11 protein-coding genes are annotated in these 14,249 nt (G+C 58.4%); 8 read left to right on the top strand and 3 right to left on the bottom strand.

Features of this window, described 5'->3' with window-relative positions:
• Positions 1-352: 352 nt before the first annotated feature.
• The 6 genes from ACMYSP_RS06280 (at position 353) to ACMYSP_RS06255 (ending at position 8,808) form a co-directional block, all read left to right on the top strand.
• Positions 353-1,432 carry a hypothetical protein gene (locus tag ACMYSP_RS06280; protein ID WP_434586013.1) on the top strand — a complete coding sequence of 360 codons (1,080 nt, stop codon included), beginning with the start codon at positions 353-355 and terminating at the stop codon, positions 1,430-1,432.
• 57 nt (positions 1,433-1,489) lie between these two features.
• Positions 1,490-3,685 carry a TonB-dependent receptor gene (locus tag ACMYSP_RS06275; RefSeq protein WP_434586012.1) on the top strand — a complete coding sequence of 732 codons (2,196 nt, stop codon included), beginning with the start codon at positions 1,490-1,492 and terminating at the stop codon, positions 3,683-3,685.
• Positions 3,686-3,847: 162 nt separating this feature from the next.
• Entirely contained in the window at positions 3,848-5,224 is a 1,377-nt protein-coding gene (pheP, locus tag ACMYSP_RS06270; RefSeq protein WP_434586011.1) for a phenylalanine transporter, read from the top strand.
• Positions 5,225-5,410: 186 nt separating this feature from the next.
• Positions 5,411-6,616, top strand: a complete 1,206-nt coding sequence (locus tag ACMYSP_RS06265) for an MFS transporter (RefSeq protein WP_434587027.1) — start codon at positions 5,411-5,413, stop codon at positions 6,614-6,616.
• A 15-nt stretch (positions 6,617-6,631) separates the two neighbouring features.
• Positions 6,632-7,660 carry a sugar phosphate isomerase/epimerase family protein gene (locus ACMYSP_RS06260; protein ID WP_434586010.1) on the top strand — a complete coding sequence of 343 codons (1,029 nt, stop codon included), beginning with the start codon at positions 6,632-6,634 and terminating at the stop codon, positions 7,658-7,660.
• Positions 7,657-8,808 (top strand): Gfo/Idh/MocA family protein, encoded by a 1,152-nt coding sequence (locus ACMYSP_RS06255; RefSeq protein ID WP_434586009.1) that lies wholly within the window; start codon positions 7,657-7,659, stop codon positions 8,806-8,808. Before ACMYSP_RS06260 ends, ACMYSP_RS06255 begins: the two co-directional genes overlap by 4 nt.
• Positions 8,809-8,845: 37 nt before the next feature.
• On the opposite strand, the gene ACMYSP_RS06250 is transcribed toward ACMYSP_RS06255, so the two are convergent.
• Positions 8,846-9,262, bottom strand: a complete 417-nt coding sequence (locus ACMYSP_RS06250; protein WP_434586008.1) for an Exc2 family lipoprotein — start codon at positions 9,260-9,262, stop codon at positions 8,846-8,848.
• A 251-nt stretch (positions 9,263-9,513) separates the two neighbouring features.
• On the opposite strand from ACMYSP_RS06250, the gene ACMYSP_RS06245 reads away from it, so the two are divergent.
• Complete coding sequence (locus tag ACMYSP_RS06245; protein WP_434586007.1) at positions 9,514-10,494, top strand: LacI family DNA-binding transcriptional regulator; 981 nt, start codon at positions 9,514-9,516, stop codon at positions 10,492-10,494.
• Positions 10,495-10,497: 3 nt separating this feature from the next.
• On the opposite strand, the gene ACMYSP_RS06240 is transcribed toward ACMYSP_RS06245, so the two are convergent.
• Complete coding sequence (locus ACMYSP_RS06240) at positions 10,498-11,742, bottom strand: mechanosensitive ion channel family protein (RefSeq protein ID WP_434586006.1); 1,245 nt, start codon at positions 11,740-11,742, stop codon at positions 10,498-10,500.
• Between the two features lie 75 nt (positions 11,743-11,817).
• Positions 11,818-13,245 (bottom strand): MFS transporter, encoded by a 1,428-nt coding sequence (locus ACMYSP_RS06235; protein ID WP_434586005.1) that lies wholly within the window; start codon positions 13,243-13,245, stop codon positions 11,818-11,820.
• A gap of 109 nt (positions 13,246-13,354) precedes the next feature.
• Here ACMYSP_RS06235 and ACMYSP_RS06230 point away from each other — a divergent pair, with 109 nt between their 5' ends.
• Entirely contained in the window at positions 13,355-14,233 is an 879-nt protein-coding gene (locus tag ACMYSP_RS06230; protein ID WP_434586004.1) for a helix-turn-helix transcriptional regulator, read from the top strand.
• Positions 14,234-14,249: the final 16 nt, after the last annotated feature.

Genomic DNA, 14,249 nt, shown 5'->3' with positions numbered 1-14,249 from the left:
CTCTGATGATCTTCAGGCCGCACATGTCGATGGTGCGGCCTGTTTCTTTTCCCCTTCGCCGTTCTGGCGACCCCTCTGACTTAGCGGCAGCCTCGTACTAAAGGTCCGGTTATCAGCAGATTATCGCTTTTACCTTCCGGCGGCATAATTCGGCTTGTGCGCTACAAGATAATGCGTATAGTTCTCATTCTTCTTTTTGTTTGCAGGCTAGGCATGGACTGACCTGCGCCAGTGACTTGCTCACACGGAAACAGCGAAGGCACAGGGTGGGGCTCACTCTCGTCAGGCCGGAAAACCATAATATCGGCGCGGAGCTACCACCGGTTCATTGATTTTGTTAAGGATCTCCACAATGAAATACACCATACCGGTATTAGCTCTGGCGATTTCTGCTGTCTTAAGCGGCTGCGCTGCCAACCGCGCCGCCCCTGTCACCCCGCCTGCGGTAGAGAAAATCACCACCAGCGCACAGCCGCTCAAACGCGAGCTGGCGGAGGGGCTGTATGAAATGGCGCTCAGCCCGAAGGGCGATGCTCTGTATGTTGCCAGCGCGGAAGGGTTTAAAGATGTGCAGGGCGGGGCGGTGTATAAGCTCGACCCGACAACCCTGAAGACGATCGGCCTGAGCCACACCGACCTGAAAAACTTTGCGGTCCAGATAACGCCTGACGGCAGCACGCTGTTCGTCACGAACTCGCTGGATGGCGGCATCAGCGCCATCGACACCGCTACCGGTAAAGTGAAAAAACGCCTGCTGTTTAGCGAGCGCAATGACAAGGATATGCCGTACGGCGCGCGGCAGATCCTGCTGCTGGATAACACCCTTTATGTCGGCGCCGTTGCCGATCCGGCGCAAATCTGGGTGGTGGATGCCACCACGCTGAAGCTGAAAACGCGGATTAAAAACACCGGGAAATGGATGACGGGCCTGCACTATTCCGCATCAACCGGGCGTCTGTATGCCGCCAACGGCAGCGGTGAAATTCTGGTGATCAACCCGCGTAACAACCGGATTGAACAGCGCTGGAAACCGCTCGGCGACAAGCCAGCGTTGCTGCTGAACCTTGCTGAAGATAGCAAAACTGGTCGCCTGTTCGTCACCGACAACTCGCAGGCCAAAACCACCCTGGTGCTGGACATTCATAGCGGCAAGGTGATTAAGCAACTGGACGTGGGCGACTCGCTGGCGGTGCAGTTCAACCCGGCACGCAATGAGATTTATATCTCCCAGCGCGAATCCGGCAAGGTTATCAGCCTCGATGGCACCAGCTATGCGTTGAAGCACACGTGGGAGATCCCGGCGAACCCGAACAGCCTGCTGCTCTCCGCCGACGGTCAGACGCTGTTTGTCACCGTCAAACAGCCGTTTAACAAAGATCATTCGACCAAAGGTCCGGACAGCGTTGTCCGCATCGACCTGCAGGCAAAATAACGATTTCTGGCCCGCTTGCGGGCCATTTGTTTTATTTCTTTATGCGATGGGATCATTATGCACACCACCCTTACCACACTGCCGCTGCGCAAGACGTTGCTGGCACTCACGATCGGCGCCATTACCCACGGCGCAATGGCGGTTGATGGCACCGCTGCCAACCAGAAAAACGAAGAGGTTATGGTCGTTCAGGCCAGCGAAGGCGACGATTTTAAAGCCGGCGGCGATCTGGTGGTGCCGGCCTTCCTCGACGGACAGATTGCCCACGGCGGCCGTCTTGGCATGCTCGGCGAACAAAAAGCGATGGACGTGCCGTTCAACGTCATCGGCTATACCGCGAAACTGATTCAGGACCAGCAGGCGCACACTATCGCCGACGTGGTCAACAATGACGCGGGTGTCCAGGTGGTACAGGGCTACGGTAACTTTGCTCAGACTTATCGCATTCGCGGTTTTAAGCTCGACGGCGACGACATGACCATGGGCGGCCTGGCCGGCGTGGTTCCGCGTCAGGTGATGGATACCCAGATGCTGGAGCGGGTGGAAGTTTTCAAAGGGGCTAACGGTCTGCTCAATGGCGTCGCCAGCAGCGGCGTCGGCGGGATGATTAACCTCGAACCCAAACGGGCAGAAGATGTGCCAACCGCCAGGGTGGGCGTGGACTACACTTCCGACTCCCAGGTCGGTGGCAGCCTTGATCTTGGCCGTCGTTTTGGCGATGACAACCAGTTTGGCGCTCGGGTAAACCTGGTGCACCGTGAAGGGGAAGGGGCGGTCGATAATGACAAACAGCGCACGACCCTGGCCTCTCTGGGACTGGACTATCGCAGCGACCGCTTGCGCTCCTCGCTCGATTTCGGCTATCAGAAAAAGACTTTCCACGGCGGGACCATGGGGGTCAATATCAGCGGCGTCGATTTTATCCCTGCGCTGCCGGATAACAGTAAAAACTACAGCCAGAAGTGGGGCTACAGCGATATCGAGAGCGAGTTCGGCATGGCCAAAGCCGAATATGACATGAGTGATAGCTGGACGCTTTACGGCGCACTCGGCGGCCAGCACTCGCATGAAACGGGCACCTACAGCGCCCCGAAACTGCTGAACGCGCAGGGTGATGCCACCGTCGGACGCCTGGATACCAACCGTATTATTGACTCCATCAGCGGTATGGGCGGCCTGCGCGGTGATTTTGCCACCGGCGCCATCTCGCATCAGGTGAACGTGGGCTATGCCGCTCAGGTCAGAACCGATGCTACCGCATGGCGTATGTCCGCCAAAAACCCGACCACCAATATCTACGATAACCACGATGTAGCGATGCCGGATAACGCCTACTTTGGCGGTAACTATTTCGACCCGCTGACCACGTCCCGCAGCCGTACCCAGGGCTGGTTGTTAAGCGATACGCTGGGCTTCCTGGATAACAAGGTGCTGCTCACCGCCGCCGCGCGTCATCAGAAAGTGGTGGTGCGCAACTACAGCAATAAAACTGGTCTGGAGGATACCTCCTCGCGCTATACCCAGAGCCGCTGGACGCCGACGGTGGGGCTGGTCTACAAACCGTGGGATACGCTGTCGCTGTACGCCAACCACACCGAAGCATTACAACCTGGTAGCGTCGCCCCGAGCACCGCGGCTAACGCCGGACAGAGTACCGGGATCGCCCACTCGAAGCAGGATGAAGTGGGGGTGAAGATTGACTACGGCACCCTTGGCGGTTCGCTGGCGCTGTTTGAGATTAAAAAGCCGAACGCGATTTCTGACGCCAACGGCTACTACGGCCTGGATGGTGAACAGCGTAACCGTGGGGTAGAGCTGAACGTCTTTGGCGAGCCGACGCTGGGCCTGCGTCTCAACGGCAGCATGCAGTGGCTGGATCCGGAGCAGACCAAAACGGCGAATGGCACCAATGACGGTAAAGATGCCGTGGGGGTGTCCCGCTTCTACGCCGTTCTGGGGGCAGAGTATGACATCAAGCCGGTTGAGGGCCTGACGGCGACCGCGCGGGTCAACCATACCGGTTCCCAGTACGCCGATGCGGCGAACAGCAAAAAACTCGACAGCTATACCACCCTCGACCTGGGCGTTCGCTACCGCCTGGCGCTGAATCAGAACCAAAACCAGATGGTCCTGCGTGCCGGGGTGGATAACGTCACCAACGAGAACTACTGGTCGGGCATTGATGATACCGGCACCTATCTGTTCCAGGGCGAACCGCGTACCGTTAAGGTCTCGATGAGCTACGATTTCTAACCCTTCAAGCCGGGGCGGGCTGCAACTGCCCGTCCCGCCTGTCGCTGTTTTCTCCCGCCGATCTCCCGTCTTCACCACGCCGGCCAGCGCATCTGTAACTTGAAGTAGGGCCAGCAGAAGTGTAAAAAGGTGCCCCTTCATAAAAACTAACAGGTGATCGACGTGAAAGACGCGTCAACGCAGCCAGATACCGCAGCAGAAAGCGGTCCGGCGCTTCATCGCGGTTTACAGAACCGACATATTCAGTTAATTGCTCTGGGCGGCGCCATTGGTACCGGTCTGTTTCTCGGAATTGGTCCGGCGATCCAAATGGCTGGTCCGGCGGTGTTAATTGGCTATGCGATCGCCGGGATCGTGGCGTTTTTGATCATGCGCCAGCTCGGTGAAATGGTGGTGGAAGAGCCGGTATCCGGATCCTTCGCCCACTTTGCCTATAAATACTGGGGCCCGTTTGCTGGTTTCCTCTCCGGCTGGAACTACTGGGTGATGTTTGTGCTGGTGGGCATGGCTGAGCTGACCGCTGCCGGCATCTATATGCAGTACTGGCTTCCCGATGTCCCCACCTGGGTCTGGGCCGCGGCCTTCTTCGTGATTATCAACGCCGTTAATCTCGTGAACGTCCGCCTGTATGGCGAGGCGGAGTTCTGGTTTGCGTTGATCAAAGTGCTGGCGATTATCGGTATGATCGGGTTTGGCCTGTGGATGCTGTTTGGTGACCACGGCGGCAGTAAAGCCGGCTTCGATAACCTGTGGCGCCACGGCGGTTTCTTTGCCACCGGCTGGCATGGCCTGGTGATGTCGCTGGCGGTGATTATGTTCTCCTTCGGCGGTCTGGAGCTGATCGGTATTACCGCGGCGGAAGCGCAGAACCCGGAAAAGAGCATTCCGAAGGCGGTCAACCAGGTGGTGTACCGTATTCTGCTGTTTTATATCGGTTCGCTGGTGGTCCTGCTGGCGCTCTACCCGTGGGTAGAGATCAAATCCGACAGCAGCCCGTTTGTGATGATTTTCCACAATCTTGACAGCAACGTGGTGGCTTCTGCGCTGAACTTTGTCATCCTGGTGGCATCGCTGTCGGTGTATAACAGCGGCGTCTACTCCAACAGCCGGATGCTGTTCGGCCTGTCGGTACAGGGCAACGCTCCGACGTTTCTCGCCCGCGTCAGCAAGCGCGGTGTGCCGGTGAATTCGCTGATCCTCTCCGGGGTGATCACCTCGCTGGTGGTGCTGCTGAACTATCTGCTGCCGCAAAAAGCGCTGGGTCTGCTGATGGCGCTGGTGGTAGCAACGCTGCTGCTGAACTGGATCATGATCTGCATGGCGCACCTGAAATTCCGCGCCGCGCAGCGACGTAAAGGCCGCGAGTCGAAGTTCAAAGCGCTGCTGGCGCCGGGGGGCAACTATCTGTGCATTGCTTTCCTGGCATTGATCCTGGTGCTGATGTGTACCATCGACGGCATGCGCCTGTCGGCCATTCTGCTGCCGGTCTGGATCCTGTTCCTGTTTGTGGTCTTCAAACTGCTGCGCCGTCCGGCGTAATGCCTCTTGCCCCGGCATCCGTCGGGGCACTCTGCTTATTATTGTGATCGTCTTCGCGCTTAAGGTATTTCGCTAAGGATCTTCTTTTTGTAATCGATTACTTTCTATTTCGAGATGATTTGTAATCGATTACTTTTTGAGGGCGTGAACATGGTATCCACAAGTGAAGGTCGTGAAAGTACCTGCGTGCAGCACCGGTTTCTGGTGCCGCGTTTGTCGCTAATGATGTTTATGCAGTTCTTTATCTGGGGAAGCTGGTCGGTGACCCTGGGGCTGGTGATGACTCGCTACGACATGGCGTTGCTGATTGGCGATGCTTTCTCTGCCGGGCCGATTGCCTCAATCCTGTCGCCGTTTGTGCTGGGGATGTTGGTCGACCGCTTCTTTGCCTCGCAGAAGGTGATGGCGGTGATGCATCTGGCGGGGGCGGTGATCTTGTGGTTCGTCCCGCAGGCGCTGGTGGCGCAAAATGGCGCGCTGCTGATCGGCCTGCTGTTTGGCTATACGCTGTGCTATATGCCGACGCTGGCGCTGACCAACAATATCGCCTTCCACAGCCTGAGCAATGTCGATAAGACCTTCCCGGTAGTGCGCGTCTTTGGCACCATCGGCTGGATCATTGCCGGGATCTGTATCGGCGTCACCGGGATTTCTGACACCACCGCTATTTTTAATCTGGCGGCGCTGTGCTCGGTGGTGCTGGCGGTCTATAGCCTGACGCTGCCGCATACGCCGGCACCGGCCAAAGGCATCCCGGTGAAATTTCGCGATCTGCTGTGCGCCGACGCTTTTGCGCTGCTGAAGACGCGCCACTTCTTTATTTTTTCGCTCTGCGCCACGCTGATTTCTATTCCACTGGGGACCTACTACGCCTATACCGCTTCGTATCTGGCGGATGCGGGCGTGGCGGATGTCAGCACCGCGATGTCATTTGGTCAGATGTCGGAAATCGCCTTTATGCTGGTGATCCCACTGCTGTTCCGCCGTCTGGGGGTGAAGTACATGCTGCTGGTCGGGATGGTGGCGTGGTTTGTCCGTTACGCCTTCTTTGCCCTCGGCGTGAGTGAAGAGGGGCGCTTCCTGCTCTATCTCGGCATCCTGCTGCACGGCGTGTGCTATGACTTCTTTTTTGTCGTCGGCTTTATCTATACCGACCGCGTGGCGGGGGACAAGGTCAAAGGCCAGGCGCAAAGCATGATCGTTATGTTTACCTACGGCATCGGCATGCTGCTGGGCTCACAGATTTCCGGCGCGCTGTATAACCAACTGGTGGCCGGGCAGACCGTGCCGCAGGCGTGGGTCACCTTCTGGTGGATCCCGGCGGTGGCGGCTGCGGTTATTGCACTGATTTTCCTTTTCTCTTTCCAGTACAACGAGAAAGAGCAGCACTGATTTTAAGGAGGGGGTATGAAAACGATCAAGGGACCGGGGATTTTCCTGGCGCAGTTTATCGGGCCGCAGGCGCCGTTTAACACCCTGGATGGGATCGCGGCCTGGGCCGCCGGATTGGGTTATCAGGCGTTGCAGATCCCGTGTAATCATCCGGCGATTTTTGATGTTGAGCAAGCGGCGGCGAGCCAGACCTACTGCGATGATATTCGCGGACGGCTGGCAGAGCACGGCCTGACCATCAGCGAGCTGTCCACGCATCTGGAAGGGCAGCTGGTGGCGGTTCATCCGGCCTATGATGCGGCGTTTGACGCTTTTGCACCGGCGGTACTGCGCGGTCAGCCACAGGCGCGGCAGCAATGGGCGGTGGAAAAGGTACGCCAGGCGGCTGTTGCCTCGGGGCGCCTAGGCCTGCAGGCCCATGCGACCTTCTCCGGCGCGCTGGCGTGGCCGCAGTTTTATCCCTGGCCGCCGCACAACCCGACGCTCATTGATGAGGCCTTTGATGAACTGGCGCGCCGCTGGCGGCCGCTGCTCGATAGCTTTGATGAGCAGGGGGTCGATCTGTGCTACGAGATCCATCCCGGTGAGGACCTGCACGACGGCGTGACCTTTGAGCGCTTCCTGCAGCGGGTGGATAACCATCCGCGCTGCAATATGCTCTACGATCCCAGCCATTTACATCTCCAGCAGATGGACTATCTGGCCTATATCGACATCTATCATGAGCGGATCAAAGCCTTTCATGTCAAAGATGCCGAGTTCCGCCGCGACGGGCGCAGTGGGGTTTACGGCGGCTACCAGAACTGGCTGCAGCGAGCCGGGCGCTTCCGCTCGCCGGGCGACGGGCAGATTGATTTCAAAGGTATTTTTAGCAAGCTCACCGAGTATGACTTTGACGGTTGGGCGGTACTGGAGTGGGAGTGTTGTCTGAAGGAGGCTGAAACCGGGGCGCGTGAAGGCAGTGAGTTTATTCGTCGCCACATCATTCCGGTCTCCGGGCGGGCATTTGATGATTTTGCCAACGGCAAGGAGGCGCAAGGATGATTCAGGTCGGCATTATTGGCACCGGGTTTATCGGCCCCGCGCATATTGAAGCCCTGCGCCGGGTAGGGGATATCGAGGTCGTGGCGCTGTGCGACAGCGACCTGGCCCAGGCACAGCGCAAAGCGCAGCAGCTAAATGTCGCTCACGCCTACGGGCAGGTTGAGGCGCTGCTGGCGCACCCGGGGTTGCAGGTGGTGCATAACTGTACGCCGAACCATCTGCACGCGGAGATTAACCGTCAGGTGTTGCGTGCCGGACTGCATCTGTTCTCGGAAAAGCCGCTGTGCATGCTGCCGGATGAGGCGCGTGAGCTGGTGTCGCTGGCGGAAAACGCTGGCGTGGTTCACGGCGTGAGCTTTGTCTACCGCCAGTTTGCCATGGTTCAGCAGGCCGCCAGCATGGTGCGCGAAGGGCAGGTCGGACGGCTGTTTTCAGCACACGGCAGCTATTTGCAGGACTGGATGCTGTGGCAAACCGACTACAACTGGCGGGTGGAATCGGCGCTGGGCGGCGCCTCGCGGGCGGTGGCGGATATCGGCTCCCACTGGTGCGACACGGTGCAGTTTATGACCGGGAAACGCATCACCGAGGTGATGGCGGATCTCTCTATCGTCTGGCCGACGCGACAGGCGGCGGTGGCGGGCGAGGCCACCTTCAGCCAGACAGAGAAAGACAGGCAGTATGAAGCGCGGCAGGTGGATACCGAAGATATGGGGTCGGTGCTGTTTCGCTTTGAGGACGGCAGTAAAGGCTGCTTTACCGTGTCGCAGGTCAGCGCGGGGAGAAAGAACCGCCTGGCAGTGGAATTAAACGGCAGCCAGTGCTCGCTGGCGTGGGACCAGGAGGTCCCGCAGCGTTTGTGGATTGGTCAACGTGCGCAGCCAAACCAGCTGCTCAGCGACGACCCCGGACTGATGCAGCACGATGTCGCCGCCAGCGCCCATTTTCCGGGCGGGCATATTGAGGGCTGGCCGGATGCCTTTAAAAATATGATGCTGAGCTTTTATCAGGCAGTGCGTGCCGGGAGGATGCCGGAGGCAGAGCACCGGCGTTTCGCCTCGTTCTATGAAGGGGCTGATGTGATGTATATCATTGACGCCATTCTGCAAAGTCACCAGCAGCAGCGCTGGGTTCGCGTCGCGCGATAGCAGGAAAACGCTGCGCCACCGGGTGGCGCAGAGGGCGTTATTTCACCCCGAGATAACCATCCAGATAGGCGCCGGAAAGTTCGTTGCCGAACAGCACGGCGTCTTTATTCTCCATTTGATGTTCCCATTTGTCGCTGCTGTTGCCGTTAAAGGCGTGCTGCGTCTGGCTCCCTTTGGCGATCTGCTGCTTGATCGCCTCGGCATTGCTGCGGGCTGCGCTTTCGCTGACGCCGCTGCTCCGATCCTTCTGTCCGCGCTGGTACGCTTCGGTGAAGGTCGGGAGATTGAGGCGGTAGTTCTCCTGGCGGTTCACGGCGTAATTGCCGCCGACAAAATCGGAACGGTGGGCAATGAAATAGTAAGCGTGACGCTCCGGTGAGGATTTAGACGAGGTACAGCCGGTGAGCGCAATGAGTGAACAGCCGATAGCAAGAAGCGTGATTTTAACCTTCATGGTGGCATCATCCTTAACGTAATTATTATGTCAGGCCAGGTGGAACAACAGCACCATCCCGGCGCTCAGATTTACGACGCTATCATCGCGCTGACCGCGCCTGAAAAATAGCCCCGATTATTTGTTGTTTTCCCCTAACGGCTGGCGCCAGGCCGCGGTGAATATCGCGATTTCTCCCGCCACGCCTCCATCGACGGCGTATTTATGATAGCCTGCGCACAATAACTTTTATCGCAGGAAATGCAGCCGTTATGTCAATTCAGAAGATTGCTCGCCTGGCGGGGGTGTCGGTGGCCACCGTCTCACGGGTGCTGAATAACAGTGATACCGTGAAACCGAAGAACCGTGAACGCGTGCTGCAGGCGATAAAAGAGAGCAACTATCAGCCGAACCTGCTGGCGCGCCAGCTGCGCACGGCGCGGAGCTACATGATTCTGGTGATGGTGTCGAATATCGCCAACCCCTTCTGCGCGGAAGTGGTGAAGGGGATTGAAGAAGAAGCGGAAAAGCACGGCTACCGCATCCTGCTGTGTAACTCGGGTTCCGATCTGGCACGCTCCACTTCGGGGTTGCGGCTGCTGTCGGGCAAAGTGGTTGACGGTATTATTACCATGAACGCCCTCGCCAGCCTGCCGGAGCTGACGATGATGATCGGTGAGGCACCCTGGGTGCAGTGCGCCGAATACGCCGATAGCGGCACAATTTCCTGCGTCGGCATCAACGACATTGACGCGGCGCAAGGGGCGGTCTCACGCCTGGCGGAGCGCGGGCGTCAGCGCATCGCCCTGATCAACCACGACCTGAGCTATCGCTATGCTCGCCTGCGCGAACGTGGGTATAAAAACGTCCTGCATGTCCGGGGGATGGGTTATCAGCAGGTGGCCTATGCCAGCGATCTCAGCGCCGCCGCGGGTAAAGCTGCCATGGAGACGCTGCTGGCCGCGAAAGAGTTGCCGGATGCGGTGTTTGCGGTGGCGGATTCGCTGGCGGCGGGGGCCTTACGCGCGATTGCTCAGGCCGGGCTGCGGGTGCCGGAAGATATTGCGGTGATGGGGTTTGATGGCACCGAACTGGCGGAGATGGTCTCGCCGCAGTTGACCACCGTTGAACAGCCATCCCGTGAGATTGGCCGTACCGCGGTGACGCTGCTGTTGAAGAAAATCGATAATCCTGACGCCGCTGCCGAGCGGGTGATGATGGACTGGCGCGTCATCGACCGCGCCAGTACCTGATCGTTAGCTCCTGCCTACCGCCGCTAACGAGCGGATATCGTTGCCAGTCGGCGACTGATGGATCCGCAGGCCAAATTCGTCAACCACGGCGAAGATGTGGTCGAAAATATCGGCCTGTATTTCCTCATACTCAGCCCACACCACCGTACTGGTGAAGCAGTAAATTTCAATCGGCAGGCCGTCGGCGTCCGGTGCCAGCTGGCGGACCATCATCGTCATATCTTTACGCAGTCGTGGGTGATTGCGGAGATATTCCTGTAAATAGGCGCGAAAAGTACCGATATTGGTCATTTTACGCAGATTCAGTACCGAATTGTCGGCGGCGTGCTGCTGATTCCACTCGCTGATTTCCTGATGGCGCGAATCCATGTAGGGCTTAAGCAGTTTTGCCTGAATTAAGCGCTGTTGCTCCTGTTCATCAAGGAAATGGATGCTGGTGGTATCGATATTCAGGCTGCGCTTAATGCGCCGACCGCCCGAGGCGGACATGCCGCTCCAGTTTTTAAAGGAGTCTGAAACCATCGACCAGGTGGGGATGGTGGTTATGGTGTTATCCCAGTTACGCACCTTCACGGTGGTCAGGCCAATATCAATCACCGCGCCGTCGGCGCCGTATTTCGGCATCTCCAGCCAGTCGCCGAGTTTTAGCATGTCGTTGGCAGAGAGCTGAATCCCGGCTACCAGGCCGAGGATCGGGTCTTTAAAGACCAGCATCAGTACCGCAGCCATGGCGCCCAGGCCGCTGATCAGAATGGCCGGTGACTGGCCAATCAGCAGCGAAATTACCAGAATGCCGATGATAATGGCGCTGACCAGCTTAATGCCCTGGAAGATCCCTTTGAGCGGAAGCTGCGAGGCGGTGGCGAACTTCTGCGATAAATTGAACACCACATCGAGCAGCGAAAAGAAAGAGAGCAGGGCATAGATCATCACCCACAATTGGGCGGCGGTGGTGACGATGTCGGCAGCTTCACTGCCTTTTTGTAGCCACAGGACCGCCTGAACATTGACGATAATCCCTTGCAGGGTAAAGGCCAGACGGTGAAACAGTTTGTTCTGAGTAATGATTTGCAGCCACAAATGGCTACTGGCCCGCGCGCGTTTTTCGAAGGCGCGCAACACCACTTTGTGCAGTATGAAATGAACGACGATCGCCGTCAGTAAAATAATGCCGAAGATAATGACGAGTGAAGTAGTTGCGGTGATTTTGATGCCTAATGCGGCAATTTGCGATATTAATTCCTGCATAACGTCTCCTGTACATCCAGCGGTTATGATGACCGCTGGATGTATATTATGCAAATCAGACGTGATGCACCGGGTTTACGAGGCGGCCGCCACCGGGTGAACGCTCAGATGATGGCGCATTCGCAGGGCAATGGCGCCTAATAGCAGCATCATCACCACCTCTACAGCCAGGAAGTCGATCAGCGCCTGGGGATAGTTACCGCCGCTGCGCTGGGCGAGGGTTAAAAACAGCGAACCGAGGATCGCCGGGCCTAATCCCAGCGTTGCCTGCTGTAGGGTGCTCAGAATCGCGCTGCCGGCACCGGCATCGCAGGCGCTAATATCGCGCATTCCGATACGATAGAAGCTATTGACGATCAGTGCCTGGCCGTAGCCGATAAGCGCGGTCGACGGCACCATCGCCAGCGCGGCGGTGTGCTGGCCGAAGTGTTGAAAGGTGGCTATCAGCAGCAGCAGGCCGGCTATCTGTATCCCCAGGCCGGTCAGCAGAATGCGTCCCATGCTGTAGCGTGCAATCAGCTTCGGTGCATATAACGCAGAGACAAAATAGGCGATCCCAAGGGCGATAAAGCTGTTGCCCGACTGCCACGGGGACATCCCCAGTCCGGACTGCATCGTCAGCGCCATGCAGAACATAAAGCCGGACCAGGCGCTAAAGAACAGCAGGGCGATCGCCATACCGAAACGGATGCTGGTGAGCTTCAACAGGCGCGGAGGCAGCAGCGGCTGCTCGCCGCGTTGCTGTTTACGCAGCGCGCTTATCCGCATCCAGACCAGCAGCGGCAGCACCGCCAGCAGCATTAGCTGCAACGTCCAGGGCCAGTGCAGCTCCGGGCCCAGCGCCATTGGAAACAGCAGACAGCAGAGGATCAGCGCCAGGCTGAAAGTACCCTGCCAGTCAATGGCGGCGTGGGCCTCACGCCGGGTTTCCGGCACAAAGCGCTGACTAAACGCCAGCACCAGCAGGCAGATCGGGACATTAATAAAGAACGCGTTACGCCAGCCCAGCCCGGCGATATCGGCCGATACCAGCCAGCCGCCGCCCATCTGCCCGACAATAAATGCAATCCCGCCGATCCCGCCGTACAGGCTAATGGCGCGGGCATGGGCGGTCCCTTTCAGGGTGACGTGCAGGGTGGCGAGAACCTGCGGCACGATCAGCGCCGCCCCTGCGCCCTGCAGCGTGCGGGCCGCCAGCAATTCGCCGATGGAACCCGCCATGCCACACAGCAGGGAAGCGAGGCCAAAAAGCACCACGCCCCACATAAACAGCCGACGGCGGCCGTAGTTATCGCCCAGCTTGCTGCCCATCGCCAGGCACACCGCAAACGAGACGCCGTACAGCGCCACAATCAGCTCCAGTTGGGTGGCGCTGGCATCGAGGGAGTGGGTTATCGAATCCAGCGCTACGTTAGTAATTGAGGTGTCGATCAGCGGCAGCATCTGGCCGGTCAACAGCAGCAGTAAACCGGCACGGCCGGGTGAAACAGCAGACGAATTCATCGGATCGCTCCATTGCGTCATTCAGCGGATGGTCGTAGCATTACCGATAAATTAAACGGGTACCAGTTCCTGTCTATACTGGTATTGGTACTACCATGCTGGAGGATATATGACGGGAATGCCGCAACGGGAAGCACTATCAATCGCACCCGATGACAGCCGTAAGCAGCTGGGGGCATTTCTGCGCGCCCGCCGCGAGAGTCTGGATCCGCAACGGCTTGGTCTGCCGCGGGTCGGACGACGGCGCACGCCGGGTCTACGCCGTGAAGAAGTCGCAATGCTGGCGGATGTCGGCGTCACCTGGTACACCTGGCTGGAGCAGGGGCGCGAGGTGAACCCGTCGGAAGCGGTGCTGGTGGGGGTGGCGAACGCCCTGCAGTGCAGCCCGCTGGAAACCCGCCACCTGTTCGTGCTGGCCGGCCTGACGCCACCGGAGGCACCGTCGGCGGCGGTCTGCGATGCCATCAGCCCGGGAACCCGTCGGCTGATTGACAGCCTGATGCCGCAGCCGGCGAGCATTCAGAAACCCAACTTCGATATTGTCGCGTGGAACGACAGCTTTTGCCGCCTGATGGGGATTGATTTCGCCCAACTCGCCGAAGAAGACCGCAACTGTATTTATCTCTATCTGACCAACGACATCTGGCGCAGCCGCATCGAAAACCGCGATGTGCTGCCGACCTTTGTCTCCTATTTCCGCGCGGCGATGGCCGAACATCGGGGCGATCCGCTGTGGGAGAATAAACTGGCGCGCTTCTTTGCCGCCTCCGCCGAGTTTGAAACGCTGTGGCACCAACGTTATGAAGTCCGCGGCGTGGAGAATCAGGTCAAACACTTCAACCATCCGCAACTCGGGCGTTTCAGTCTGCAACAGATGTACTGGTATTCCGCCCCGCGTAATGGCGCACGGCTGTTGGTTTATCTGCCGATGGACGAGTCTGGCGAACAGGCGCTGGCATGGCTGGATAAGCAGGATGCACTCTACTGATAACCACAGGGAACGC

The organism is Klebsiella sp. R390 (genome assembly GCF_051131745.1).
Taxonomy (GTDB): domain Bacteria; phylum Pseudomonadota; class Gammaproteobacteria; order Enterobacterales; family Enterobacteriaceae; genus Klebsiella.
The sequence above is the reverse complement of the archived record's forward strand: the minus strand, read 5'-3'. Positions and strand labels throughout refer to the sequence as shown.

Bases quoted from the DNA above. Each gene is read 5' to 3' on its own strand.
- ACMYSP_RS06280 (WP_434586013.1), top strand. From the start codon at position 353: ATGAAATACACCATACCGGTATTAGCTCTGGCGATTTCTGCTGTCTTA.
- ACMYSP_RS06275 (WP_434586012.1), top strand. From the start codon at position 1,490: ATGCACACCACCCTTACCACACTGCCGCTGCGCAAGACGTTGCTGGCA.
- ACMYSP_RS06260 (WP_434586010.1), top strand. From the start codon at position 6,632: ATGAAAACGATCAAGGGACCGGGGATTTTCCTGGCGCAGTTTATCGGG.
- ACMYSP_RS06255 (WP_434586009.1), top strand. From the start codon at position 7,657: ATGATTCAGGTCGGCATTATTGGCACCGGGTTTATCGGCCCCGCGCAT.
- ACMYSP_RS06250 (WP_434586008.1), bottom strand. From the start codon at position 9,262: ATGAAGGTTAAAATCACGCTTCTTGCTATCGGCTGTTCACTCATTGCG.
- ACMYSP_RS06245 (WP_434586007.1), top strand. From the start codon at position 9,514: ATGTCAATTCAGAAGATTGCTCGCCTGGCGGGGGTGTCGGTGGCCACC.
- ACMYSP_RS06240 (WP_434586006.1), bottom strand. From the start codon at position 11,742: ATGCAGGAATTAATATCGCAAATTGCCGCATTAGGCATCAAAATCACC.
- ACMYSP_RS06235 (WP_434586005.1), bottom strand. From the start codon at position 13,245: ATGAATTCGTCTGCTGTTTCACCCGGCCGTGCCGGTTTACTGCTGCTG.
- ACMYSP_RS06230 (WP_434586004.1), top strand. From the start codon at position 13,355: ATGACGGGAATGCCGCAACGGGAAGCACTATCAATCGCACCCGATGAC.